At 59.2% G+C, this 24,538-nt stretch carries 22 protein-coding genes; 5 read left to right on the top strand and 17 right to left on the bottom strand.

Going from position 1 to position 24,538, the window contains the following annotated elements:
• Positions 1 to 610: 610 nt before the first annotated feature.
• From NLM32_RS34125 to NLM32_RS34095, 8 genes are all read right to left on the bottom strand, one after another.
• On the bottom strand, positions 611 to 1,570 hold the full coding sequence (locus NLM32_RS34125) for a hypothetical protein (RefSeq protein ID WP_375143600.1): 960 nt from the start codon (positions 1,568 to 1,570) through the stop codon (positions 611 to 613).
• A 29-nt stretch (positions 1,571 to 1,599) separates the two neighbouring features.
• The gene (locus tag NLM32_RS34120) at positions 1,600 to 2,565 is read right to left on the bottom strand and encodes an SDR family NAD(P)-dependent oxidoreductase (RefSeq protein ID WP_254133097.1); all 966 of its coding nucleotides are present in this window, start codon (positions 2,563 to 2,565) and stop codon (positions 1,600 to 1,602) included.
• The gene (locus NLM32_RS34115) at positions 2,552 to 3,763 is read right to left on the bottom strand and encodes an acetylhydrolase (RefSeq protein ID WP_254133096.1); all 1,212 of its coding nucleotides are present in this window, start codon (positions 3,761 to 3,763) and stop codon (positions 2,552 to 2,554) included. The genes NLM32_RS34120 and NLM32_RS34115 overlap by 14 nt, the downstream gene beginning before the upstream one ends.
• Before the next feature lie 391 nt (positions 3,764 to 4,154).
• Positions 4,155 to 5,075, bottom strand: a complete 921-nt coding sequence (locus NLM32_RS34110) for a DUF3108 domain-containing protein (RefSeq protein WP_254133095.1) — start codon at positions 5,073 to 5,075, stop codon at positions 4,155 to 4,157.
• Positions 5,072 to 5,557, bottom strand: a complete 486-nt coding sequence (locus tag NLM32_RS46430) for a DoxX family protein (RefSeq protein WP_375143599.1) — start codon at positions 5,555 to 5,557, stop codon at positions 5,072 to 5,074. The genes NLM32_RS34110 and NLM32_RS46430 overlap by 4 nt, the downstream gene beginning before the upstream one ends.
• Before the next feature lie 263 nt (positions 5,558 to 5,820).
• The gene (locus NLM32_RS34105) at positions 5,821 to 6,567 is read right to left on the bottom strand and encodes a hypothetical protein (protein ID WP_254133094.1); all 747 of its coding nucleotides are present in this window, start codon (positions 6,565 to 6,567) and stop codon (positions 5,821 to 5,823) included.
• A gap of 8 nt (positions 6,568 to 6,575) precedes the next feature.
• Positions 6,576 to 7,472: a MipA/OmpV family protein gene (locus tag NLM32_RS34100; RefSeq protein ID WP_254133093.1), complete on the bottom strand. Its 897-nt coding sequence runs from the start codon at positions 7,470 to 7,472 to the stop codon at positions 6,576 to 6,578.
• 285 nt (positions 7,473 to 7,757) lie between these two features.
• Positions 7,758 to 8,210 (bottom strand): hypothetical protein, encoded by a 453-nt coding sequence (locus NLM32_RS34095; protein ID WP_254133092.1) that lies wholly within the window; start codon positions 8,208 to 8,210, stop codon positions 7,758 to 7,760.
• 681 nt (positions 8,211 to 8,891) lie between these two features.
• Between NLM32_RS34095 and NLM32_RS34090 the strand changes: the two genes are divergently transcribed.
• Entirely contained in the window at positions 8,892 to 9,425 is a 534-nt protein-coding gene (locus NLM32_RS34090) for a DUF3313 family protein (RefSeq protein ID WP_254133091.1), read from the top strand.
• Between the two features lie 34 nt (positions 9,426 to 9,459).
• On the opposite strand, the gene NLM32_RS34085 is transcribed toward NLM32_RS34090, so the two are convergent.
• The 8 genes from NLM32_RS34085 to NLM32_RS34050 form a co-directional block, all read right to left on the bottom strand.
• A complete protein-coding gene (locus tag NLM32_RS34085; protein WP_254133090.1) occupies positions 9,460 to 10,083 on the bottom strand; it encodes an NAD(P)-dependent oxidoreductase in 624 nt (207 codons plus the stop codon).
• 220 nt (positions 10,084 to 10,303) lie between these two features.
• Entirely contained in the window at positions 10,304 to 11,548 is a 1,245-nt protein-coding gene (locus tag NLM32_RS34080; RefSeq protein WP_254133089.1) for a S9 family peptidase, read from the bottom strand.
• Positions 11,549 to 11,607: 59 nt separating this feature from the next.
• Entirely contained in the window at positions 11,608 to 11,964 is a 357-nt protein-coding gene (locus NLM32_RS34075; protein ID WP_254133088.1) for a hypothetical protein, read from the bottom strand.
• Entirely contained in the window at positions 11,964 to 12,704 is a 741-nt protein-coding gene (locus tag NLM32_RS34070; RefSeq protein WP_254133087.1) for a YkgJ family cysteine cluster protein, read from the bottom strand. Before NLM32_RS34070 ends, NLM32_RS34075 begins: the two co-directional genes overlap by 1 nt.
• Positions 12,704 to 15,790 carry an efflux RND transporter permease subunit gene (locus tag NLM32_RS34065; RefSeq protein WP_254133086.1) on the bottom strand — a complete coding sequence of 1,029 codons (3,087 nt, stop codon included), beginning with the start codon at positions 15,788 to 15,790 and terminating at the stop codon, positions 12,704 to 12,706. Before NLM32_RS34065 ends, NLM32_RS34070 begins: the two co-directional genes overlap by 1 nt.
• Positions 15,787 to 16,989, bottom strand: a complete 1,203-nt coding sequence (locus NLM32_RS34060; RefSeq protein ID WP_254133085.1) for an efflux RND transporter periplasmic adaptor subunit — start codon at positions 16,987 to 16,989, stop codon at positions 15,787 to 15,789. Before NLM32_RS34060 ends, NLM32_RS34065 begins: the two co-directional genes overlap by 4 nt.
• Before the next feature lie 332 nt (positions 16,990 to 17,321).
• On the bottom strand, positions 17,322 to 18,413 hold the full coding sequence (locus tag NLM32_RS34055) for an MBL fold metallo-hydrolase (protein WP_254133084.1): 1,092 nt from the start codon (positions 18,411 to 18,413) through the stop codon (positions 17,322 to 17,324).
• Between the two features lie 29 nt (positions 18,414 to 18,442).
• On the bottom strand, positions 18,443 to 19,222 hold the full coding sequence (locus tag NLM32_RS34050; protein ID WP_254133083.1) for a DUF3108 domain-containing protein: 780 nt from the start codon (positions 19,220 to 19,222) through the stop codon (positions 18,443 to 18,445).
• Between the two features lie 222 nt (positions 19,223 to 19,444).
• Between NLM32_RS34050 and NLM32_RS34045 the strand changes: the two genes are divergently transcribed.
• Positions 19,445 to 20,134: a TetR/AcrR family transcriptional regulator gene (locus tag NLM32_RS34045; protein WP_254133082.1), complete on the top strand. Its 690-nt coding sequence runs from the start codon at positions 19,445 to 19,447 to the stop codon at positions 20,132 to 20,134.
• Between the two features lie 85 nt (positions 20,135 to 20,219).
• Here NLM32_RS34045 and NLM32_RS34040 read toward each other — a convergent pair whose 3' ends face one another.
• Positions 20,220 to 20,870 carry a TetR/AcrR family transcriptional regulator gene (locus tag NLM32_RS34040; RefSeq protein WP_254133081.1) on the bottom strand — a complete coding sequence of 217 codons (651 nt, stop codon included), beginning with the start codon at positions 20,868 to 20,870 and terminating at the stop codon, positions 20,220 to 20,222.
• Positions 20,871 to 21,008: 138 nt separating this feature from the next.
• Between NLM32_RS34040 and NLM32_RS34035 the strand changes: the two genes are divergently transcribed.
• Genes NLM32_RS34035 through NLM32_RS34025 form a run of 3 tightly spaced genes read left to right on the top strand, consistent with a single transcriptional unit; the run spans position 21,009 to position 24,521 of the window.
• The gene (locus NLM32_RS34035) at positions 21,009 to 21,620 is read left to right on the top strand and encodes a thermostable hemolysin (RefSeq protein ID WP_254133080.1); all 612 of its coding nucleotides are present in this window, start codon (positions 21,009 to 21,011) and stop codon (positions 21,618 to 21,620) included.
• On the top strand, positions 21,620 to 23,761 hold the full coding sequence (locus NLM32_RS34030) for an AMP-binding protein (protein ID WP_254133079.1): 2,142 nt from the start codon (positions 21,620 to 21,622) through the stop codon (positions 23,759 to 23,761). The genes NLM32_RS34035 and NLM32_RS34030 overlap by 1 nt, the downstream gene beginning before the upstream one ends.
• Complete coding sequence (locus NLM32_RS34025; protein WP_254133078.1) at positions 23,751 to 24,521, top strand: SDR family oxidoreductase; 771 nt, start codon at positions 23,751 to 23,753, stop codon at positions 24,519 to 24,521. Before NLM32_RS34030 ends, NLM32_RS34025 begins: the two co-directional genes overlap by 11 nt.
• Positions 24,522 to 24,538 lie beyond the last annotated feature (17 nt).

The raw sequence follows: 24,538 nt of genomic DNA, 5'->3' as shown, positions 1-24,538 counted from the left end.
GGAGGGGGCGGACACCGGGCAGAGGAATTGATCCTCGAGCGGCTTCTGCATCGTCGAGTTGGTGGAACAGTTCCGCGCCACCGAGCTTTCCCCGGTCGACGTCACCGCGGCTCTGATCCCGCGGATTGAAGAAATCGATTCGGATTTTGCGGCCCTACGGAGCAAGGCTCGCCGAGCTGGGATGTCGTCCGAACACTGTCGCTCCGTCCTTCACAGACTTCCGCTCGCGGTCAAGGACATCATCTACACCTGATAGCGGCCGCAATTTGCGGCCGCGCTGAGTTGCACGGTTTCCCGATGAAGAGAGGCGGATCGCCGAACTGAACGTACTTTGTTACTTAGAATGGCTGGCTTCGGAGCAGTGTTTTGCTTCTTCTGTTCAGGCGCCGAAGGGAGCGTCCGACGCCGGTGGAAGCAGCAACTACGCGCGGGTTTGGGTGATGAACTTCGTGTTCAGATAAGCATCCATCCCCTCGATCCCGTTCTCCGATCTCTTTCACACCGCCAAAAGGCGTTTCGGTTAGCGCGAGCGGCCCTTCGTCGAGGGCGCGAGCGAAGGCGTCGAAGAATTTACGAAACGAAATTCTTCTTGAAATCGGCTGTTGGAGGATCAGTGCGCGATGATCAGGCCCTTGCTGGTGACGACCACCCAGCGGCCGTCCTGACGGCGAATTGCATCGATGCGGCCAAGGCCCGGCAGGGGATCACCCGCATAGACCTCATAGAGACCTTCCCGGCCCTCAATCAGCGCGCCGCCGTTGGCGACGTCGCGCAGGCGCCAGCCTTCAACGGTCGGGAGCTTGATGACGTCGATCTTAGGCGGGGAGGCTGCGGGTGTTGTCGCCTGAGCCGGAGCAGTCGGTGTGAGGACCGCAGCCTGTGTGGTTCGGAGCTTCTCCACCGCCTCGGACAGCTTTGCGAGCTTGGCCATCGGTTCGGCTTGCGCCTTTTCGAGCCTGTCGAGACGGTCGTTGGTCCGGTTGACATGGTCTGTGCCGGTCTTGGAGGTATTCTCGAGGCTGGTTTTAAGCGCGATGACATCGGCATCGATCCGAGCGATCGATGCTTTCAGTCCGCTGTTATCGGCCGCCGGCGCCGGCGCGTAGTTGGCCGCAAACTGCGTAAAGCCCACTGTCGCCAGCGCGCCGCTGATTGCGCCGACGCCTGCTGCGAGCGCCACCACGGCTGCCATCCCAGCCAGCAGGCGCTTGCCGCCAACCGCGCGCGCGTAGTCTTCAGTCGCATGCGGGCCGCCGTCCTCGCGGCTCGTGGACCGGTCCGAAGACCATTCCGTGGGGGCTATCACGATGAGCTTGCCGGGCTTTGCCTCGGTTTTGGGCTCCGCCTCCGGTTTAGCTCCGAGATTCGGTGCCTCCATCCCTGTGGCCTCGGCGTTGAACGCCTCGATTTTAGGGGCGTCTGGCTTAGGCAGCGCCTCATGGTCTGGGGCAATCGATGACCTCTCCCTTGTTGCGGCCGCTTCGATCGCACCATCGGCGGCGTGCTGGGCCGCAGCCATATGAGGGACGCAGGCGTCCAGGCCGGCCTGTTCGGAGATCGGTTCGCTCATGGCCAAAATGCTCCAGTCAAGATTGACGTTTACCTAGACAAATCGCTTTCGGGGGCTGCAGGGGTGCCCATTATGATCGGTTGTTCCTCGATGCCGACCATCGCTGCGCTCTCGCGCCACAGCCGATCTTGAGCATCCTGGCTACGCGCCAATTCCGAGGGATCTGGGAATGTCGGTTCGCCCTCGACCAGGGAGACATAGATCCCGCCAGGCAGTGGGCTGATCGCGCCCAGAGCTACGTTGGCCAGCATGTTGCCGGAGTGTTCGGGTGTGTTCATGACGAACTCGGACCGGAACAGGCCAATGAGGGGAAAGATCGTAAACGTCAGGAATTTGACGAATGCTCGCTGCAAGACAGAGGCATCACGACCGCCAACGCCGCCGGTAAGTCCGGGATTGAAGGCGACGACGTTGATCCGGCGGGCCTTCACCTCGTTCAGCCGCGCAAAGGATAGCGCCGTCATCATGTTACAGAGCTTTGAAGCCGTATAGGAGCGTATGCCTGCGCCAGGACCATTTGGGGTCGGGTGGGCCCATTCCTGCAGCTCTAGTGCCTTGGGCGCGATCCGCTTGAGGGGAGGATCGTGCATGTTGCTCGAGGTGATCACCACACGGCTATGCTCGGCCATATTCGGCAGCAGGAGCCGAGCCAATAAATAATGGGCTAGGTGATTCACCGCGAAGGTCAGTCCATAGCCGTCCGCGCTCCGCTGCTTGGCGTTGGAGCCATGGATCCCGGCGTTGAGGACCAGCATGTTGATGCGGGTTTCTCCCAGTTTACGTATCACTGCACCTGCAAATTCGCGCACGCTCGCGAGCGAGGCGAGATCGAGCGGGAGGACTTCGACACCGTCCGGTACTGCTCGTCCGCTCCCGCGGGCACCTATGAAAACACGTGTGTTGGACTGAGCGACGATTTGCTGAAGCGCATGAGCGCCGAGCCCGGATGTAGCTCCCGTCATGACAACGACGCGGCGCGGTCTAGCTTGGTCCATGGCTGAGCGTCCCGTTCTGATCCGTGCAGTTGTCGCCCGCCCAGGCGGAGGACCCCCTGAAAAAGCCCATCGGGCGCGGCGAACAGCGCGCCGCGGCTGGGTCTGGGGCTTCGTTAGGCGCGATCCGGCCCGCGCCGCTCGCTTCGGAAACCGTCGCGGTCGGTATCCCGGCCGCCGCTGGTTGCAATAGCCTTTGCGCGGGACTCGCGGCAACCGCCATCGGCGCCGGAAGCTGGGCGAGAAGGTTTCGCCAGGTGGCGCTCCACTGGCTCAAACCGTTGACCTGACCGCCGAAGGCATAGTCCAGGAATGCGAGCGTGAGATCTGCCGTCGCCTCCTTGACCATCGGGTTGAGTGTGACACCGCCGACAAGCGGTCGGTCGGTGAACATGCTGTGAGACCCGCCTTGAAAAACCGCCAGCAGCTTCCGCGAATTGGGGACCGCGTTGAAGATTGCCAGGCGATCGCTGGCGGGCGAATAGAAGCCCGGAATCCTTATGTCGTCCTCGGTTGACGTCACGTGCAGTGTCGGCACGCTGACATTGGCAAGCACGCCCGCCAGATCTTTTTCGCCGTAAAACGCCGGCGCGGAAATCACGATCGCTGCGCGATAGCGGGAATCGCGAAATGCCACCCATCGCCCATTACGAACGACCCGCGCTCCGACCATCAGCAGTGTGGTGTTGGCACCGTAGGAATGCCCCGCAGCAACGATCCGGTGCGGGTCAATGAAGCCTGCATACGGACTGCTTGCTGTCGAGAGGATCTGGTCGAGCGCAAATCGCAAATCGCCGGCCCGGGCTGCAGCCTCGTCGTCCTGTGCCGCTGCCTGCAGCCGATCCACGACTCCAAAAGGATTGCCGAACCAAATCCCGGAGTCACTGCCAGTGTGCTGGACATGCAGGCTCGCAATGCCGTGTGTGGCCCACTGTCTGGCAAGATACGTGTAGCCATTTCGGGTTCCGCCCATGCCATGTGAGAACACGATCAGCGGCACCCGGCCCGAGGACGCAGCGGCAGGCCAATACAGGCGGGCAGGGACTTTGCGCCCCCGAGAAGTATCGACCCAATCGAAATCGACGGTACGAAAGGCTGCTACCTCCTGTTGCGCAGCGGCAACCTGCGCGTCCGCGCTTATCGCTGGAAGCGTTGTTGCGACCACGCACGCCAGGAATATGACCCAGAACTGCCGTTTCATGTTCTTGCTCCTTGAGAGATGAAGAGGTGCCTGCCCTCGCTCCGAGCTTCATCAATGCACTTATTGCCGAGGCGTGCTTACCGATGCCCTGCGACACGTCTTAGTCGATGCAGCGGCGTGGCCTTTTAGTAGATCAAGCGATCTAACAATTATCAGGCGGACTTCACTCGGTCAATTAAATTAGATTGACCGAACGATTTTGTCGCGGGACGGGGATGCCCGGTTGCGGATGGGCAGTTTTGGTGCCCTCGCCTGCTAACAGATAACCCACTTTTACCGCAGCGTGGGTAGGATTTTGGAACCATGCAGCCGAGTCTTCCACTCGATTGCGGAGCCTATTGCGCTTACGTGTGCGCCAAAGGGCGATCAGCAATGGAGAGCTTAGCTGAAGTCATTTTCCCGGGCCACCGGGCGCCGGCTCGACGCTGTAGTCTAAGAGTTCAACCGAGGCGGCACCCACTGGCATTGGTATCGTGACTAACACGGGCATCACCAGCATGCTGTCCTCAATCGGAGCCACACGGATCTCCATGGCTCGGTTTGCCATCATAAACTTCGTCATCATCGCATTCGGATCGTAGCCGGCGAGCGGGGCGTATCGCGCCGAGCACACTGCAACAGGCCCGGAATAGCCTTTTGCGTTAAATGGCTCCGTTCTCACATAGGCGAGCTCTACATCCGCGCGGAACAGTCCGTTGAAGACCCGGAGGGTTCGGTTACAGGCAGACGGGCCCACCAGCCGCTCGCCTGGAGGCATGGTCATGATGAGAGCGCTGAGAGGGTCAATCACGTTGCGCTTATGCTCTTCTGTCAGTGGGACGCGCTCCGCGTTGTCCTCGAAAGGCGGATCAATTTCGATAACTTTCGCATTTCCGTCGGTGAGAGACACCCGCGTCGTTCGCGACTGGTCGCTGCCGGTCTGGTCTGAAAAGAAAGTCGATGGCACAACGGAGCCTTTACGAATGGTCCCGCTCGCCTTCATATTGACGCTTCGTGAAGTGGCCACAGTCGCAATGCCCATTACCTGCGCGTGCAGCCGGGCTTCATAGGACGAAGAGCCGATGTTGTTTATGATCACGAGCTCACCGACCTCTATCCCAACGTATTTCATCAAATATCGCGCACGAATGATTGCGGCATCGGAATCGGACGGTAGCACCGTGATTGCAATAAAACCGGCCAAAAAGGCGAACGATGCCAACGACCGCGGACTAGTGAAGAGCCGCGGCTGGACGGCAACGCAACGCATTGACAGAAAGGCGAGGAGAGAGGCTGCCGTAGTCTGCTGGCTGTTGCGTTCTTGTACTCTCATGGGCTCATGTCCAGATATGATCGCGAACTGGGTTGCACACGAGGCTTTCGCTGCGGGCGGAGGGAGCTTGCGCTGGTCGTGCAAAACACGACCAAAGACAGAGCGAGCGAAAGCTGATCCAGCGGTGCGGGTGTCGCCAGTGCAGACCAGCGCGAGCAAATGCCTAGTGCCATGAGCTCTATCGCAAACAAACCGGCAGCAGACAGGACAATGAGACGTGGCGCGGACCCGGTTAGTACTGCGGCCGCTATTCCGATTGCGCCTGCCAGTTCAGCAGCACCGACGGACCGGACTAACCAGAGGGGCGAACCGGTCGACCACATGGTGTCTGCAGTTAACAAGCTTGCCGGGTCGACAGCCAATTCAACGGCCCCGGACACGCCGGACGTCAGGCAAAGGGCTATTCGAGCGATCCAAGTCACAATCGACCGTAGAGCGGACACGAAGTTGGAAATCGTCGTTGCACCTCGGCAAAGCCGCATTTGTGATCTCCGATAGCCGGCTGCTAGGTGCACCACTGGTGCTGCATCACGCCCGGATCAACTCCACAGCGCTGAGTGATGCCGCAATGTCGCGTGTTCAACTTTTCGTCGTGTGCAGGCCAAACCGAGGGCGTGCATGACGCTAGTCGATTTCCGAGGTTCTCTGCCCGGCCAGAGCCGCTTGCCAATATGCTCGATCCGCCTCGCAGGCGGCGATGCCGTACGAGCCAGGCAAAGCGGCGCGTCCTTCATCATCTGCCCTTCTACTGCTGCTGATTGATCAGATGCATGTCGTTCAGCGTATTCGGTAGGCTACGGGTGATAAGATCAACGATCGTTCGACGGAGGTTTTCGTCTCGTGTGTCGAAGCCTGCATCGATCATTAGGCTAGGACCCGGGAGCCGGACGCTCGACGCGCCGTCTTGCGGCCCGGCGGCCAGCTTTTCGATGACATCGAACGTCTTGCCGTCGACTACTCTGACCTCGTAGAGAGCGTGGACTAGGTCAAATGATTCTAAAACTGTGCTGTAGGTGATCAGGCCCACACCTTCCACCTTTCGGTTGCCGCCGCCAAAGGAGGCTTTGGCCTTGGTGATGATGATGTAGGCATCGAGCCCTCGTGGAGACACCTCGGTCTCAACGAGCTTCTTGAACGGATCGCCCCGAACGAGATTAACTGCGCCGATCGTGGATTCCTGCGTTGTGGCGAAGGTGGCTCGCGGATACGTGACAGGCTGCACCTGGAAGCGGCCGCTCAGCGCCTTCGCTACCTCCTGCGCGATCAGGTCGTCCAGTCCCCAAGAGGCGATCGGTATGCTTCGAGGACTGTTGTTGAGTCCGGTAAGGCCCGTCTTCGCGTAGGTGAACTGATCCCCCATTGCCGAAATGATGCCGACCGTTTTGACGGATTTGAGCTTTGTGTCCCGGGTCTCGAACAACGCGTGTGCGCTGCTGCTCAGGATCAGCTGGATAGCGATCGCAATCCAAGCATATCGGCCGGCGGTGCGCATCGCGTTTCCTAACGAATCTTGAAGTCAAAGGAGTAGGACGCGCCGATGCCGACCGTCGTTTGGTTAACCGAACCGCGCGCGGTCACGATAGGGCTCTTTGCCGCGTCGCCGAGCAGCCGCTCGTATTCGACATACGAATGCACCTCCCATTGCGGATCGATGCGATACTTCACCTGAGCACCCGCGCCGACGGAGTGCGCACCGCCCTTGGCGTCATACGCTTGAAGTCCTGTCGCTGCGGCCTGAACGGCGTCGATGCTGAAATAAGGCGAGACGGCCTTCGTGCTTTCCCAGGTAAAGCGCGGGCCCGCCGAGACAGTGACCGCTCGCGTCACGGGAACGATGAAATCCGCCGAGAAGTCGGAGACAACGCCCTCATGGCCGCCAAACCCAGCGCGAGTTTCGTTTCGCACGCGAAGCCAGTCGACCGGAAAATATTCGAGGAAGCCGCCAATCTCGAACGCAGCCTTCACGTCGCCAAGGCCGGTGAGCTCGGAATAGCTGGTTGCCTTTCGCGACGGCACAAACTTACCGGCGGGTCCGGCGCGGAGATCGCCAAAATCGATCAGTGCGATGCTTATGTTATCGCGTGGACTGCGAAACTGGTCCACAGAGCCTGCGCGCCGGATAGAGAAGATCGGCACCGGACTGAACAAGCTGTGGTTCGCTCCTTCAAAGTCAGGCCTGTACTGGCCCTCGGCACCGATCATGACGTTCCAGGTGCCCGACGCCGGCGGCACCAACGGAAGCTCGAAAGGGGGAGCGGGCAGGGTGAACGCAGTCTGTGCCGATGCTCGGTCGAAGCCGCCGATCGTCGCACTAAGGGAAGCGAGCGCCGCCGCAAAAAGGATACCGTTCGTAGTGCTTTTGGAACAGCAAGGGGTGGCTGGGATCGTCTGCTTCATAGAGAAGGCCTCAGGTGGTGGACTCATTGGCGACAACTGGCACGGACATCTTGGGGCCGCGACGATCTAGTCGATGCAGTCGCATCGGCTTGATAGTTTCTAGATCAATTGGTCGAATTTACCGAGTGCCGGAGGCCGCGTCAATCGAGAGTAGACTAAACACTCGAAAAATAGCGTGCGGTCCGGACTGCGTTCAGGTGCCGTCAGGAAACGGTCTAACGATGCGGGGTTGCGCTGAATGCGCTCGCTCGCGCGGCGACGTAACGATGTTCGTTACGAAGCCGGCTATGGCGCTTCCCGCTTCAATTCTATCGAAACCTGGGACACCCATGAGCCGGGCGCGTCCATGACGAACCACTGCCGGTTGCCTGTCGTTCGAATGGTCACGAGCGCGGCCACGGTATTCCCTTCAATCCTGGCCTCGACCAGATCGCCTGAGTTTGTGCCTACAATCTTGCCGCCTTGTCGCCATTCGCTCTCAAACCAATTTCCGGAGATGTTGGCTCCGTCTTGCTCAATGTCTGCCGACAGCATCAGTTTATATGCGTCACTGGCACATTTCAGATCGAGTTTCATAGACTTGCCGGGCCGCTTGACGTCATAGGCCACCTTGCAATGGATCTTTTCTCGAGGTCCGTCCGAGGGCTTCATGGAGCCCATTCCCGACCATTTACCAGCCATGGCATCGACGCCACCAAAGGCTTCCGTGGAAATGCCAACCAACAGGGTGACCGACATCAGCAGGTGTTTCGTCGTTATCCTTCGCAGCAGAACTAGTCGGTTCATAAGTCACCATTCGGTTGCGCGCTCGGCATGCGCATCAAATCGGGTTTGAATAGAAGCTTCGTACGGACTGGCATCAGATCGGCCATGCGGGGTCTCAACGCGGCCAAGGCACGACGAAATTGCGTGCATCAAGAGGGCTCAGTCGGGTTCGGACATCGGCCAAGTTGACGCATTGCATGTCCATCGTCTTCCGATTAATAGATTGATTGATCTAATTTATATCGGACGATTTTACCCGTGTCAATGAATGTTAGATGTATCAATCTAGTAAAAACTTGTGTCGTCCACACCTTAGATGAGGGGGCGGTGGACGCCGGCGAATGCCAGTTCGGAGGTATTTGTCGCGCGTCTCTTTGGCGTTTTTCCTGCCCCTTGCCGCCTGTGCCACGGCGCCTCTGAGCCGGTCGGGTGCGCTGAGTTCCTGCGACAATCTTACATCCAGTGATGGAGTTCTGACGAAGTCCATGGTGCGGGTCGACAGGGCGGATGTTCTTGCGGCCAAGACGGTTCGTGTCGCGCCAGCGTCCGTTGCTTCAGGCGCCCTTCCTGCCAATTTCTCGGCCGAGCAGCGCAAGCTGGTTCAATGCCGTTGATCGCGCGCTCTGTGTCAAGCTGAGTGATCGGCTCCGGGTCGTGAATGCCACAGAAGCCGCGGATCTGACCGTCCATGCCGCGATGACCCACGCTGAGCCGACCGACAAGCTGGCTGCCGGGGCTTCGAAAGCTGTCTCGATTGTACCTTCCCTCCTGAGCATTCCGGCGCCGGTGCCCCGCCTTCCTGTTGGCCTCGGCAGCCTATCGGTCGAGGCGGAAGCGCGTGACCGCAGTAACCAGCAGAAGGCCGCGCTGATATGGGCGCGAGGCGCGGATTCCATCACGAGCCGACCGAAAGTCTCCGAGGCCTCGGATGCCTATGATCTTATGAGCGCATTTGGCGAGGATTTCGGTACCCTCGTGGCCACCGGCGAGAGTCCATTCGGCAAGGGTCCGTCCTTGCCCACAATGCAGAAGATCCGTTCCGATCTCGGCGGCGCCCACGAGAACTCCGCATGCGATGCCTTCGGTCGTAGTCCAGGGGTGGCCGGTCTCGTCGGAGGAGGTCTCGGGCTTCCTCCGGAATGGACCGACAAGGGAGGCAATGAGCAGCCTGCGACCGCGCCAAAGTGAGATTCGAGACGGAGATTCGAATTGGCGGCGTCCGTCAGTAGATCAGCAGAGGCGTCCGACCGATGAATCTTGGTGCCTTTGCCTGCGAAAGCATGAAATCAGCGACGTCTTCGCGTGAAATCCTCCCACCATGGATGTCTGTTAAATCGGTAAGAGCACGATAACGTCCCGTGCGCGGGCCATTGGTCAAAAAGCCAGGGCGGACGATGATCCAGCGCGCAACATTGTCTTTGATGTTCCGTTCCTGGCGATCCTTGTCGGCATACATCCTGCGCAGAACAATTGGCATGAACAGGTAGTCGTATAAGAAGCCGCCGTGGCCTCGACTATCGCCGGTGCCGATACCGGTTACGGCAATCAGCAATTGCTCAGGCTTTAGTACCTTCGCAAGGTTTTCCGCGCAACGCGAGAACATGGTTATCGTCTGCGTGACATTGGTCGTGCCCAGACAATCACAGACCACATCCTGCCCCTCCACCACCTGCGCGATGGCCTCGGCGTTTTGGGCGTCTCCTGCGATGATGAGCAGGCGTGAATGGCTTATGGGCATGCGTCCAGGTGTACGGGCGAGCGTCGTGACTACATGGCCGTCGGCCAGCGCAGCCTGTGCCATGGCCAGGCCAATGCCACGGGTCGCACCGATGATGGCAATATTCATGGAATGTCTCCTTGCTGAAAGGGGGCATGGCCAATTGGCCGGCCCGCGCGCTGAATTGTCGGACAGTTGATGGGCTGAATTCCGCGTTCGCTCGTCACCCAGACAAGGGATGATCGGTGATCAACAGATCAGCGTCGTGGCTCATATCGTTCAGCGGCGTGAGAGCAGATGATTTAGGGTGATGCGAAAAGCGCCAGCGCATTCGCTGGACCTCTGGCAATCAAGCACGATTCAGCCGTTCGACGAGCCAGTCGAAGAGATACTCGGTGGCGGTGGCATAGCCGCCTATCTGGCAATGTGACTGCGCCGTCGAGATTTCATCGAACAACATGTAGTCCTTGGGACATTGCAAGGCATCATAGAATGGCTTTGCTCCATGGAAAACCTCACCTGTTCCATCCAGGACAAGAGTTTCGCACGTCACTTTTTCGAGGATGGCCGCATTGTCGTAGGGCTTGAGAGCCTCCACCACATCCTTGATCGTGTTCGGTACCCCATGCTTCCAAGCATAGTCGCGCACCAGATTCTTTAGCTGTTCCGGAAGTTCTTGAAGCGAGCGATTACCGAACTGTCCCAACTGCTCGATGATCGGACGTCCCCAGCTGATATTGCCAGGGTCGGTTATACAGATCTTGATCCGCTTATCGAAGGCCGCGGCGCGCGGCGCTAGATATCCGCCGAAGCTCAAGCCCATGAGCGCGATGCGGGAAGCATCGATCTCCGGGAGCTTTTCCAGTGCGTAGTCAATGAGGGGACTTACGACTTTCTCCCAGTCGTGGCGGAATGTGAGATTGTTCAATCTCAATGCAAATCCCTGGCCTGGGCCATCGTATGTAAGACAGTGAATACCTCGCTGAAGCGTGCCTTCGCAAACCCACCGTGTATCTTCGGCCCACGTATCCCGGCCGGGCGTGATGATAAGCAACGGAGCTTTATTCCCCGCACAGGCAGACTTGTAGAAATAGCCTGGAAGAAAGCTGCCTTCATAAGGGATCTCGAGGCGCTCCCCGGGGGAGCCGGACAGTTCGAGGTGGCGTTGGTAGCAAGTTGAACTGGCGACCGCATACTCCTTCATGCGCGCATCTCCGAACCGGCTGAAGTACAGCAGCGCGCAGCGCCAATAAGTCGAGGCGCGAAGGTAGGCGGTGGACGCAGTAACGCGTCTGCCTTTCCTGCCGGCCTCTTCGGCTCGGTTCTGGAGCCGCCCCGCCAGCGCACCCCAGGCGGTGATCCAGGCTTCTTCGTCACTACCTCTGAGCTGATAGACCACGTCCATGACCTCTCCAAGGTCGGTCATACCGTAAGGCATCAGGCTTAGCGTGTGCTTGATCAAGGCATCGATCAGCACATTGTCATTGAAGAAATTCGGCTGAGCCCAATGCTTTCTCGAAAGTGCCGAGGCGCCTGCGCCGGAGCTTTCGTTATTCTTATGGGCGCTGTCGATGTTCTTGCCTTGAGCTTTCATGATGTATGTCCTCGATCTTTGCATCAGCGCCGCTTCGGCCTCAGGGGACACCGACTTGTCTAGTTCAACTGCGCGTATTGCTGGAGCTCGCACGCTTCAACAATGACCGATAGTCTGGAGTCCTTGTACGCATCATCGTCGAAGAAGACCGCATAGAAGAGTTGCCTCTTCTCGGGGACAGGATGTGCCTCTCTCAGACAAAGGAAATACGAGCCAGGCCCGTGATCGGCCTTTCGTATCGCTGAGATCTCGACAGGGAGCGTCAGTTTCGCTTCCTTGACGAAGCTATCGATACCTTTCCGCACGGCTTCTTGGCTGGGCGGACGCGCAGGTTGGAAGACGGGAACGGAGCCGGAGTTGTCGGCGAAAACCGAACAACCGGACAGCAGGACGCACAAGAAGAAAACGTAGCGCATCACTTCACCTGAGAAGCGGACGCGGGGTGATCCTGTTGTGTCTTGAAGGCATCCAGCAATGCACGCGCCAGGCCCTTCTGGTCGGCAGGCAGGCCGCGACGGCGTGCGGTCTCCTGCAGCACTGAAGTTGCCTCCATGTGGATGCGATAGAGCGCCGGGTTTTGTTTGACACCGGCAGTCGCGAAGGCCGGATCAAATGCGATCTGCTCGCACTGCGCAACTGACGTGGAGGTGAAGGCTCGGCACGTCAGCGGCCTGACCTCGTAGACCGAACATCGGTCGTCGTCGCCCAGCAACGGACACCGTCGTCGAAGCCGTATCGGATCCTCTACCGACGCAGCCACGACGGCAGCTTCATCGAGGCGCGTCATCAGTGCGGCTCGCTCGGCCGCTGAAAAAGTCACCTCGATATGTGCGGCGATCGCCTCTGCAATACCCGGTGGGACGGCCACGAAGAGGTAACAACAAGCGGCGCAAGCGCTTCTGCAGGCGTAGACGGGTTGATTGGGAAAATTGTCGCGGAAGCTTGCCGACGCTGCATCGGCCATCGCCATCGCGGTGCGTCCCGCATCCGCCATGGTCGCCGTCCCTTGCAAGGTTTCGAGCAGAACCGTCCCAAAACATACGAAAATTTCCTCATACTGCCTCGCCAGGCTCCTGGTGAGGGCACCAACCTCTGCTATATTGGCGACGACGCTCGCTTCGGCGGCGGCTGAATCCGTCATGCGCGGGCCATTCATTAGCGATCTTCTGTCTGCACATTGAACTCTTGTCGGGACATGAAGCGTTCGCGCAGGCGCATGATCCACCGCTCGAATCCGTCAACGTAGGTAAATGCGACGGGCACGATCAGTAGAGAGAGTGCTGTCGACGTCACTAGGCCACCGATCACGCTTATCGCCATCGGTTGACGGAAAGTGGCGTCGGCGCCGAATCCCATTGCGATCGGGAGCATGCCTGCGATCATTGCGATCGTCGTCATGACAACGGGACGGGCGCGCTTGCTGCAAGCGTCGACCAGGGCGTCATGCATGGAGAGGCCGCGTTCGCGCATTCCGACTACTGCATATTCCACGAGCAGGATGGAATTTTTAGCCACGATACCCATCAGCATGACGAACCCGATCATGACCGGTAGATCGAGCTCGCTGCGAGCGACGAGCAGGGCGACGAAAGCACCGCCGACAGAGAGCGGGAGTGCGGACAGGATGGTGACAGGCTGGAGAAAATCCTTGAACAGCAGCACGAGTACGCAGAACATGGACAGTACGCCGGCCACGAGCGCCATGCCGAATCCGGCCGCGAGCTCTCCTGCAAGTTCGGAATCGCCAGTGCGGATGAGTTTCACGGCGGACGGCATGTTCTGGATCGCAGGGAGGACCATGGCAGTCGCCTGTGCCGTTCCGAGCGCCATGCCGCCCAGGTCGGCATCGACCGTTACGTAGCGGCGGCGATCATAGCGGTCGATCTGGGACGGGCCGCTTTCCACTGCAATCGCCGCAACGCTCGACAATGGAACCGGGCCGTTCCTTCCGCTCACGCGCATGTTGGCCAGTGTATCCATGTTTTGTCGTGCCGCATCCGAGACGCGTACCCGGATATACACTTGCCGGCTATCGAGGTTGAGACGTGCGACCTGCGCGTCGAAGTCCCCGCTAGTAGCTATTCGAACGACGTCACCGATCGAGGCGGTGGTGACCCCTCGTTCCGCCGCTTGTTGCTGATCCGGACGAACGACGATTTCGGGGCGCTCGAGGCTTGCCGTCGACTTGATATTAGTGAAGCGGCCGGCACCCCGCAGCTCCTGCTCGAGGGTCTGAGCACTCGCTCTGAGTGCCTGCACGTTGTCACTCGAGAGAATGAACTGGATCTTCTCGCCGAGGCCGCCGATGCCGATTGCGAATCGTGCGCCAGGGATGGCAGGAAGCCTCGTGCGCACCTGATTTTCAATCGTGACTTGGCGTTCACGTTGACCGCGAGGAGACAGCATGAGGATCAGGGCTCCTCTACGCACTTCGCCCGCTTGCTGTGCACCAGGTCCCACTTGCTGGGAATCGCCCACGGTAGTGAACACGCTCTCGATTCCGGCGATGTCCTTCAACGCGGCGCGCGTATCTTCGGCGACTCTCAGGGTGCTCTGGAGCGAGCTTCCGGGCGGAAGCTCGATATTGACGGTCGTGTAGCCGCGATCGGAGGCGGGGATCAATCCGGTCGGGATGAGCGGTACGAGGGCGATCGAAGCGAAGAAGAATAGCAGCGCTCCTAGCGCCGTCGTCTTCCGGTGCCGCAGGCACCAGCGGACCGCCGAAAGATAAGCTGTGGTCAGGACGCCGTCCTCATGCTCTGCCGACGGTTTCGATGTGAGCAAATAGGCGGCCATCATTGGCGTGAGCAGGCGGGCAACGACCAACGAAGCCAGCACAGCGATAACTGCCGTCCACCCGAACTGCTTGAAGAGCATGCCCGAAATGCCGCTCATCAGTGCCGTCGGCAGAAAAACGACGACCAAGGTCATCGTGGTTGCGACGACCGCGAGCCCAATTTCGGTCACGGCGTCGCTGGCTGCCTGACGGATCGGCTTGCCCATCGCGCGATGCCGCTCAATGTTCTCGATCTCGACGATCGCATCGTCGACCAGGATACCGACGATCACCGCGAGCGCGAGAAGCGTTACCGTATTGAGCGAATACTCAAGCCAGGCCATCGCAGCGAAGGCGGGAAGGACTGACAGCGGAAGGGCAGCGGCGGAGATGAGCGTCGCGCGCCAGTCGCGCAAGAACCACCAGACCACGAGAACTGCCAATAGTGCGCCCTCGTAAAGCATATGCATCGAGCCAGCGTATTGCTCGAGGGTATAGTCGATAGATCCCGACACCTGCTTGATACTCAGCGTCGGGTTGGCCTTCTCGAGCCGCTCCATTTCCTGTCGAACGGTGGCGGCGATCTTCGTCTCATCGAAGCCTTTGGCGCGATATATCCTGAATCCGACGACGGATGTGCCGTCGAGCAAGGCGAGTTGCGTGCGATCAGCGATGGTGTCCTGGACGGTTGCCACCTGGTCCAGGCGTGCCTTGGGTACGCCCGAGAGCGCAATCGATAGGGTAGCCAGATCCGTGGCCTGGCGCACGATAGCGGTCGTGCGGACGGCTTGCTCGTTTTGCTCCAATTGGGCGCGTCCGCCGGACGATTGCTGCTGAACCTGGCGCAATGTGCGCGAAACATCGGCCGCGGTGATGCCGAGAGCGGCAAGGCGCACGGGATCGACCTCCACGCGCACCTCTCGCTGTACGCCGCCAACGCGCTCGAAGCGGCCGACGCCAGGCACTCCGAGGACAACCTTGGCGATGGTGTCGTCGACAAACCACGACAGCGCCTCTTCGTCCATGCGCGTTGATGAAATCGCATAGATGAGCAGGGCATTCCCGCCGGCCCGTTGTGCGCTGACAGTCGGCGGCTGAATGTCAATTGGCAAATCGGAACGAACGCGGTCGACCGCATCCTTGGTCTCAATCAATGCTTCCGAAAGACCTTTCTCGAGCACGAACTCGACCCCGATCGATACGCGGCCGTCTGTCACCGATGTTCGCAGATGCCTGAGGCCGCTGAGCGTCGCGAGCGAGTCTTCGACCTTGCGAGCGACCTCCGTCTCGAGCTGCGACGGCGCCGCCCCTGGTTGAGTCAAGGTGACATTGACGACCGGGAGGTCCAGATCGGGAAAACTTTGGATCGACAAGGTTCTGAAGCCCCACAGCCCTGCGATTGCCAGAACCGCAAACAGCATGATGGACGGTATGGGGTTGCGGATCGACCATGTCGCGAGGTTCATCGACCGGCATCCTCGGCAGCGAAGGCGGCGTCGGCTTCGGTTGCTGTCGCCAACCGTACAATGTCCCCGTCATTCAGGAACCCAGCACCTCGAACGATGACGTGATCACCGAGGTCAATACCCGCAATAATCTCGACGCTGCTGTCCTGTCGGCGGCCGATTGTGACGGCTTTGAGCGCCACTCGTGGCTTGGGATCATCTCCCGCGAGTTTCAGTACGTAGCTTCGACCGTCGCGGATCACGACGCTTTCCGCCGGAATGACGCGAGCCGGGCTTTCGCCTAGGATAACCTTGCCGTTGACATACATGCCGGCCCTTGCCCGGCTTCCGGGTTCGATGTCGGCGTAAATGATGCCGAGACGTGATTGCGGATCCAAAGAAGGTGCGGTCTGACGGACCTGCGCAACAGCGGCGCCGCCGTCGGGCAATGTCAGGACGATGCGTTGACCGGGCAGGATCTTCGTGAGCTGAGCAGCGGTGAGTTCACCTCGCCATTCAAGACGGTTCTGCCTGATTAAGCGGAACAATTCTTGCCCGACCGGGACGACGGCGCCGAGCGTCGCCGTGCGTGAGCTTATGACACCGTCGTCGGGAGCGACAACCTCGGTATATTTCAGTTGCAACTGCTTGGAGGCGAGAAGGGCTTCCGCGGCTCTTGCGTCCGTCTCCTGTTGCAAGGCATCCTTGTCGCTCACGAAACCGCGGGTCTTCAAGCTCAACGCGCGCTGTCGGTTGGCTTCGGCTACGTCGTAGCGAGCCTTCAGCTGCGCTTCGTCCGCGCGCAGGAGGTCCGGATCGAACTGCGCCAGCACTTGACCCTTCTTAACCTGGTCGCCGACGTTGACCAGGACGTCTGACAGCTGATAGCCGCCGATTTGCGCTCCCACGCTCGCTTCCTGCCAGGCGGCGATCGTTCCGGAAGCGTCTATCGCCATCTGCCACATCAACTCTCGGGGCGCGACGCTCGTGGCGGTCAATGCCGGCGCGTTTTGAACCGGAACGGTGGCCATCGATGCGCGGCGATTTACGATCGCAATCGTGACGACGGCGATAGAAAGCGCAGCGATCATTCCCACGGCTATTTTCGCGAAGAATGGCGCTTGGTGTTGACGCGGAGTGCTGCCGCCTTCGGCAGGAATTGCAACCCCGGGAATGGTCACGGAATCGGACGTAGCTGTCCTCCGGTTCGGCTCGGACAAGGGAGGTTTCTCCAATTATAGATTAGTTAGTCTAATATAATCGTGCAACTTTCCCGTGTCAATGAAGCGCTCTCCAGAGCGGAGCTTCTCTTATCGGCCAGAGAGAGTGCGCTGAGACAGGCACCGCGAACTACGGTTCGCGCCTCACCGAGCTGGCTTCGAGGCCCATCCGGTCGCATCTACGAGCTCACGGAGGGGGCGTCGAAAGGCGCACTTCCTGCTATTCTGGATGAGCGGCTCAAGTCTTAACGAATGCGACCACAAGATGCTTGCGCTTCGCGAAAATTGAGCTGTTTCTCTCGAGCTAATTCGACGAGATCGGCTTTAGCCCCTCATTTGGCGCGATAAATCCGGGTTTCGCCTTCCCGCAGCGTAATAAAGGAAGTCTGGTCTATGCCCGCTGCATCAACCGCGGCCGCAAGGTCCTGTAGCGGGCGTTCAATCGCCTCGTGAGACATTTGGAAAGTCCCGTGGTGCATTCCGATACTCTGCTTGGCGCCGAGATCCTGATGTGCCTGGACAGCTTCGGCAGGATTCATATGCATCGGGCGCATGAACCAGCGCGGTTCATACGAGCCGATCCCGAGCAACGCGATGTCGGGCGATCCAAGCCTTCGTCTGATTTCGGAGAAGTGGGTCGAGTATCCGCTATCGCCGCCGAAGTAGACTTTTCGATCAGTCTCCTGAATCAAATAGCTGCCCCAAAGGCTTTTTTGGCGGTCCCGGAGCCCGCGCGCCGAAAAATGTTGTGTCGGCGCGAAAGTTACCTTGCAGCCGGGCTTAACCTCAAAACTCTCCCACCAGTCAAACTCGTAAACGCAGGTAAACCCAATCGAGCGAACCAGTTCTCGGTCGCCCGCCGCCACCAGCACGATCGGCGAGAACTTCTGGTCAAGAAGCCGTAGCGTATCCAGGTCCAGGTGATCGTAGTGATTGTGGCTGATCAGGATGACGTCGATGCGCGGCAGTTCATCGATAGGAACGCCGGGCTCTCTGACTCGTTTTGGACCGAGCCATCGGATCGGGCTTGCACGTAAGGACCAAATCGGATCGGTCAGAATGTTCAAGCCCCGATACTGGATCAAGAACGTGGCATGGTTCACGAAGGTGATGGCAACATCATTGATGCCGCACAAGGCCCGTAGTCGGGGCACTCCCGCGTTCTTTACGACGGCCGGCCAGCGGCTCCTCCTCTCGAAGATCATGCCCAGCGCGCTTGATATCGTGGGAGCGAATCCTCTTGGAAGAGTGGGGTTATGGAAGCGTTGCCCGTCAAAATGGTCCGAGATCGGCCACGTCGCGGGGGGCTGCATCGGGCGGCTCTGATCCAGCGAAACCTCATTCGGCAATTCGCGCGTGCTCTCGTCGGCGCCCAATGCAGCTGCCGATTGACCCAAACGCGGGCCGTTTGCGATGGAGCTCAATAGCTCCTCCTGTTCGATATCATGTGCTTCTATCTAGGAGCGGAGTGTGAGTACTGCGTGAGACGCGCCTGGAGCGTCGCGAACCCCAGCTTTGCCGAAAGAGATACTGGGATGTAGAACTTTTGTGCGTCGACGAACCCGAATGTCAATTCGGTCTCGCTGAGCGATCTGGCGGGCATTCCCGCCTGTGGACCGCTCCCACTCCGCATTTCGCCTGCAATGGGTGTTATTCGCAGCTCACATGCGGTCAGTGGGCCCGTGAACGGACCGTGAGTTGCGGCCGGCGTCTCTTTTCTTTTCAGTGTAATGTCGAAACGCCGCACGCCATCGAAGACTGGCACCGTACGATCGCAGGCTCCGATATCGCTCTTTCCATCGGCCTTGACTCCCGATACCAGCAATCCGCTGAGCGGATCGATGATGTTCTTCAGATGCTCCGGCTCGATCGGAGCTCGCTGCGTCCCCTGATCCAGGGGAGGATCGACGATTAACTTATCGACAGTGCCTCCAGACATGACCAATGCAACCTTTTGAACCCGCTGGCTGCCCCGATGGTCGAGATCGAATTTTGAAGGCGCGAGAATGCCATTTTTGTAGGTGCCGCTCGATACGGCCTCTCCAGTTGCGGAACCCATCAGCCTTGCAGCGCCGGAAGTCCGGTAGTTTGTCCGGACGGAGTAGTCTTTGCCTCGCACAGCGAAGATAACCTCGGCGTGCGCGATGGTAAGGCCGGCGAGGGTGACTTCATACTTGGTGCGGATATCGCTGTCTGCCGCAAGAGAGGGCAAATTGGTGGAAATTAGGAGCAAGATGGCCCCATACGCCCTTGCCAAGACCCTGCTTGCTGAGACGGGATTGCTACGAGACAGGCGGCATCTTCGGGCGCTTCGCCAAGTCGCGTCAGCATCCGAAACGACCATCTACTCTCATCCAGAAATGTTGAAAAGATAGATCGATTAGTCTACTAAAAATATGTTCGCATCATGGCGGTGCTTATGATAGATGAAATGCTCTAATAAAGTGGCGTAGCAATGAGAAAACTCGATCCGGTTAAACATGAAGAAAAGCGGCAGCAGATCCTGCAAGCCGCATCACGGTGCTTTATGCGTGACGGCTTCAGGGGCGCGAGTACGTCCAACATATGCGCAGAGGCCAAAATCAGTCCCGGCCACCTCTATCACTACTTTTCGAGCAAGGAGGCCATTGTCAGTGCCATGGTTGAGTCCCGCCTGGCGCAAGCTGCCGAGCACCTTGGCACAATGACGCGGGGGACGGACGTGGTCACCTCCTTCCTGGAAGTGATTGAGTCTGGAATCGGCGCTCGGGAGCCTTCAGCGAATGCTTTGATGCTGGATTTGCTCGCTGAATCGGCTCGCAACCCGGCAATTGGCGGGATATTGCGCGAAAGTCACCGTGGGATGCGGACGTTATTGGCGAATCTCTTGCGTAAAGGCCAGGAGTGCGGCCAGATCGATGTCAATCTTGATCCGGATGTGGCGACGTCGGTCCTCGTCAGTTTTGTCGACGGCGCCAAAGCGATGATGATCCGCGATCCCGATTTGGACCCCGCGAAGAGCATTGAGATGCTGAAGATCGCCATCTCGCGCTTTCTCCGGGCTCCAGATGCCGCCAATCCGGATTTGTCAGGCGACGATGGCCGCAGCGCAGCAGCGAAGAGCGTGCCGGCGTGTCGACCCTCACTGCGGTCGGTAAAATCCTGAGTAGAAGCTGGGGCGATTGGCTGCGGCTGGTATTCACACCAATGCGCGGGCAAGAGGGACGCCGCAGCCTGACCGAGCCTGTTGGTCAGGCGGATCGCGATCGTTGCGCGGTCTTCTTTGCGCGAGAAGGATTCGCTCTCTTGTCCTTCGCTGGGGCAGAGAAGAGATGTTCGATCATTAGCTTAAACAGCGCAACCACCTTTTTGAGATCCTGTTTCGGATCGTGCAGCGACACCGCCTTTGTTGCATCCATAAGACCGAAGACGGCCATGGCCGCAGTCTCGGGGTCCAACTCAGACCGGATCTCCCCTTGGGCTTGTCCATGGCGGATCACTTCGGCGATAAGGTTGCGCATGCTCCGGCTACGGCCGTGCAATATTTTGGCCATTTCGGGATTGCGTCTGCTCTCTGCGAGCATTTCGAAGAAGAGCGCTGCTTGCGCTGCATTTCCGGGCTCCTCGATTTCGGACAGCAGGGCAGGTATGACCGAACCGGCCTCGTAGGCATCCTGCTTGAACCGCTCGGAGGCTCCCTCTAGCCGGGCGTCGGCCATTGCAGCGACGATCGCGTCCTTGCTTTCGAAATAATGGTAGAGGTGACCAGGACTGATCCCCGCTTCGGCGCATATCTGAGCCGTGGACGCGCCACTCAGGCCGCTCCGGAGGAAACAGCGCTTGGCGGCTGCCAGGATTTCCTGACGCTTCTTTTCGTGTTTGATCGGGTCAACTTTCCGCATAAGGGCTTCTATAAACTGGACTAATTGCTCCAGCAACCCCCATTTCAGCGCCTAAAATTAGAGCAAACAATCTATTTGCCATGAAATAGACTGAATGATCGATCTAGTTTAGAATCCTTCTACTGGAGGGTTCGATCTATGAAGCTCACACATGCTGCTGGTAGGCCCGGTGGGCAGGAAATCGTGGTTGTGTCGGCTGGAGATCCATTGTGGCCTGCGGCTGCGCACTTCGTTCGAGCGAAATACCTCGACGTGTACGGCGCTCGCCTGGGAGCTCTCCCGAGGACGCTGGTGTTGCTGGTCGACGACCACGCGATTCGCTGTGCCGCTGGATTGCGGGACCAATCGGAGCGCTTCTTCTCTGAATTGTACCTCGATGAGCCGGTCGAACGAGCCCTCGGCGCGCTTGCGGGCCGATTGGTGCTGCGGGAAGAGGTGGTGGAGGTTTCATCTCTCGTCAGCAGTAGCCCGGCGGATTATCCTCGATTTCTACGAAGTCTGATCGCATACGGCGGAGAGCTCGGCTTTAACTGGGCGTTCTTCACGGCGACTGGGCAGTTGCAGAAGTTCCTTCGGAGAATGCGACTTCCCCTGATCGAATTGGCCAATGCGGACCCAAGCCGTGTTCCGATGCCGCAAGAGTGGGGAACGTACTACCAGACCGCTCCGAAAGTGTTTGCGGTCGAGCGCGGTCAGATGTCGGCTTTCCTGATGCAAACCGAGCCGTCCCAGATGACGGGTGCGTGCTGATGGATGATCTCTATCAAGCACTGCGGCACAATGCCGAACTGAGGTGCAACGTCACGGCTATAGCTGACGGTAAACAATCCTTGAGCTGGTCCGGTCTGGCTGCCCGGGTCGGTGCAACGTCGAACGATCTCGGGACGAGTTCAGAGACGATTGGAATATTCGGCGACAACAGCGTGGACTGGGTGGTTGCTTTCCTCGCTGCGTGCATATCCGGAAAGACGATCGTCCCGATCCCCACTTTTTTCAGCAAAGCGCAACTGGAGCACGTCGTCAAAGACGCGTCGATCGCCCGCACCATAGTTACGAGGGCCGATGGCGAGGTGGAGCTCCCATCCCCATTGAGGTTGCCGACGGGAGGGGCGAACTCTTTGGGTAAGGCTCCGCCGCGAAGTGCGGGCCTGATTATTTATACTTCCGGCAGTACGGGAGCTCCAAAAGGCGTTCGCCTCGAGAGCAACCAGGCAATCTGGTCAGCAAAGAGCCTGTCAGGCCTCGTCTCGGCCAATGCAGACGACCGTTATCTGTCCGTGCTTCCTTTGCCCATGCTTCTCGAATTGATCTGCGGAGTCATTGTCCCGGTGCTGGTCGGCGGATCGGCGTTCTACGATGATGAGATAGCGCGCGGCGTTGCCACCGGCGCGATGGCGAACATTGCGGGGGCAATCGAGCGAGTGCAGCCTACCGCGAGCGTATTCGTCCCTCAGCTTCTGGCGCTGTACGTCTCGCAGTTGGTGGCGCAGCATAAGCAAGCCCCGACTAGTCTGCGCTTCATCGCCGTCGGAGGCGCGCCGCTGCCGGCGGCGCTCGCTTCGGCCGCATCCCGGCTGAACATTCCGGTCTGCGAGGGTTATGGGCTTTCCGAATGTTCTTCGGTCGTCGCCATGAACCGCCCTGGCGCTGGGCGTGAAGGGACGGTGGGCCGACCCTTGCCGGGTCTCGAGGTCGTCGTCGAAGAAGGGGAGATCATCGTCGCTGGTCCCTCGGTCATGGATGGCTACCTGGGCCGAAGCGATCGGCCAAGCCGGTGGTCCACGGGCGACATGGGGATTATCGACGCAGACGGCTTTTTGAGAGTGTTCGGCCGCCGCGACAATCTGATCGTGACCCCCTCAGGCCGGAATGTGAGCCCTGAGTGGATTGAAACGATGCTGATGGATGATCCGCGTGTTGGCGCAGCGGCGGTCTGCCAGCTTGATGGTGCAGCGAGACATCCCACCCGTTTGCTCGCGCTCCTCGTTCCTTCGAAGCATGGCGAAGGGTGGTTCCAGTCCGCTACTCCCGCGGAGCTCGACGACCTTCTTGTCGAACTCTGTGACGCTGCCCCTGAATATGCCCTACCTGCTGAGGCCGTCGTCATCTCGCGCGAGCAAGCTACGGAGCGCGGCCTGTTCACATCCAACGGCAGAGTTCGGAGATCTGAAGCGCAGAAAATCCTGCACGAAGCGTCCCAAACCGGAGAGGACAATCGCATGACGACCTACGAGCGGCTTAGTTCGGAAACGGCAGAGGAACTAGGGCGTTTCCTTTCCATCCCTCTCGTCAGGAATGCGCTTGAGAGCGGCGGATCACGCGAACTCTATCTCTCATTCCTTGCTCAAGCATATCATCACGTCAAACACACTGCCCGCTTGATGGGATTTGCTGCCGCGCAGACAGATGATGAGGAGTTCCAGGACGCTCTTATTGAGTACCTGAACGAGGAGCGCGGTCACGAGAAGTGGATCCTCGAAGATATTCGTGCATTGGGAGGCGATCCCGAAGTGGTGGCGAATGGCAAGCCGGGAAGAGCGTGCCAGGTAATGGTCGGTTATGCCTACTACGCCATCCAGTGGATCAGTCCCTATTCGCTGCTCGGAATGGTGCATGTGCTGGAAGGACTGTCCGTGAAGCTTGCCGATCGGCTTGCAACTGCCGTGCAGCGGTCCCTGGGCTTGGATGGTGGCGGAGGGTTCTCGTACCTGAAATCTCATGGCGGGCTGGACGTCGGCCATGTTGAGTTTTTCAAGAGCCTGGTCAACAGCATCGAAGACGGGGCGACGCAGGACATCGTCATTGACGCCGCGCGCGTAATGTACGGCGTCTACGGCGCAATCTTCGAGGAATTGGCCCTCACGGCGACCGGAAAAGCCGATGCAGCTTGAAGGCGGAAGCGTCCTCATCACAGGTGCAGGGTCTGGCATTGGCGAGGCGCTTGCCATAGAAGGCGCGCGTCGTCGCATGCACGTTGCGCTGATGGGACGCCGCGCCGAAGCACTCGAGGCGACGCTCGCAAAACTGGCTGGCGGTCCTCACCTTGCCCTTCCTGGCGACGTCACAGAGGCACGCGATCGCCTGTCCGCACTCGATGCGATATCCGGACGATGGGGTACCCTTATGGTCCTGGTGAACAACGCAGGTTTAGTGCCCGCTGGACCGCTTGCCGCCGCAACTGATGAAGAGCTGAAGGCGACCATCAATACAAATTTGTTCGCTCCGATGGCAATGGCGAGGGATGCGGTGCCGCTGCTCGAGCGATATCGGCCGGGACGCATCGTCAACATAGGCTCTGTTCTGGGAGAAATTCCCTATCCACTTTTTGCCGCTTATTCTGCGACCAAAGGCGGTCTTCGGGCATTCTCGCAATCCCTACGCCGCGAACTGGCGCCCACCGGGATCGGTGTCACGCATGCTGTGTTGAGAGCGACCCAGACGCCGGCTGCAGATGCTCTTGGGCCGATCCGTGCTCGGTTCAATATGAGCTTTGACAGTCCCGGCGCTGTTGCGACCAGAGTGTGGGATGCGGTCGAGCGCGACGCCGATTGTGTGTATCCGGCGGGGCCGGAACGGTTCTTCGAGTTGGTGCAGCGAATGGCTCCGCGCCTTGTCGACAGGTCGATTATCAGACAGTTGACGCGCGCCTAGTTGCCTTCGAATTTTCT

The organism is Bradyrhizobium sp. CCGUVB14, assembly GCF_024199935.1.
Taxonomy (GTDB): domain Bacteria; phylum Pseudomonadota; class Alphaproteobacteria; order Rhizobiales; family Xanthobacteraceae; genus Bradyrhizobium.
This window is presented reverse-complemented; position numbering and strand designations above follow the sequence as displayed.

Excerpts from the sequence above, each read along its gene's own strand:
- NLM32_RS34125 (WP_375143600.1), bottom strand. The coding sequence starts at position 1,570 with ATGAGCGAACCGATCTCCGAACAGGCCGGCCTGGACGCCTGCGTCCCT.
- NLM32_RS34120 (WP_254133097.1), bottom strand. The coding sequence starts at position 2,565 with ATGGACCAAGCTAGACCGCGCCGCGTCGTTGTCATGACGGGAGCTACA.
- NLM32_RS34115 (WP_254133096.1), bottom strand. The coding sequence starts at position 3,763 with ATGAAACGGCAGTTCTGGGTCATATTCCTGGCGTGCGTGGTCGCAACA.
- NLM32_RS34110 (WP_254133095.1), bottom strand. The coding sequence starts at position 5,075 with ATGAGAGTACAAGAACGCAACAGCCAGCAGACTACGGCAGCCTCTCTC.
- NLM32_RS46430 (WP_375143599.1), bottom strand. The coding sequence starts at position 5,557 with ATGCGGCTTTGCCGAGGTGCAACGACGATTTCCAACTTCGTGTCCGCT.
- NLM32_RS34105 (WP_254133094.1), bottom strand. The coding sequence starts at position 6,567 with ATGCGCACCGCCGGCCGATATGCTTGGATTGCGATCGCTATCCAGCTG.
- NLM32_RS34100 (WP_254133093.1), bottom strand. The coding sequence starts at position 7,472 with ATGAAGCAGACGATCCCAGCCACCCCTTGCTGTTCCAAAAGCACTACG.
- NLM32_RS34095 (WP_254133092.1), bottom strand. The coding sequence starts at position 8,210 with ATGTCGGTCACCCTGTTGGTTGGCATTTCCACGGAAGCCTTTGGTGGC.
- NLM32_RS34085 (WP_254133090.1), bottom strand. The coding sequence starts at position 10,083 with ATGAATATTGCCATCATCGGTGCGACCCGTGGCATTGGCCTGGCCATG.
- NLM32_RS34080 (WP_254133089.1), bottom strand. The coding sequence starts at position 11,548 with ATGAAAGCTCAAGGCAAGAACATCGACAGCGCCCATAAGAATAACGAA.
- NLM32_RS34075 (WP_254133088.1), bottom strand. The coding sequence starts at position 11,964 with ATGCGCTACGTTTTCTTCTTGTGCGTCCTGCTGTCCGGTTGTTCGGTT.
- NLM32_RS34070 (WP_254133087.1), bottom strand. The coding sequence starts at position 12,704 with ATGAATGGCCCGCGCATGACGGATTCAGCCGCCGCCGAAGCGAGCGTC.
- NLM32_RS34065 (WP_254133086.1), bottom strand. The coding sequence starts at position 15,790 with ATGAACCTCGCGACATGGTCGATCCGCAACCCCATACCGTCCATCATG.
- NLM32_RS34045 (WP_254133082.1), top strand. The coding sequence starts at position 19,445 with ATGAGAAAACTCGATCCGGTTAAACATGAAGAAAAGCGGCAGCAGATC.
- NLM32_RS34040 (WP_254133081.1), bottom strand. The coding sequence starts at position 20,870 with ATGCGGAAAGTTGACCCGATCAAACACGAAAAGAAGCGTCAGGAAATC.
- NLM32_RS34035 (WP_254133080.1), top strand. The coding sequence starts at position 21,009 with ATGAAGCTCACACATGCTGCTGGTAGGCCCGGTGGGCAGGAAATCGTG.
- NLM32_RS34030 (WP_254133079.1), top strand. The coding sequence starts at position 21,620 with ATGGATGATCTCTATCAAGCACTGCGGCACAATGCCGAACTGAGGTGC.
- NLM32_RS34025 (WP_254133078.1), top strand. The coding sequence starts at position 23,751 with ATGCAGCTTGAAGGCGGAAGCGTCCTCATCACAGGTGCAGGGTCTGGC.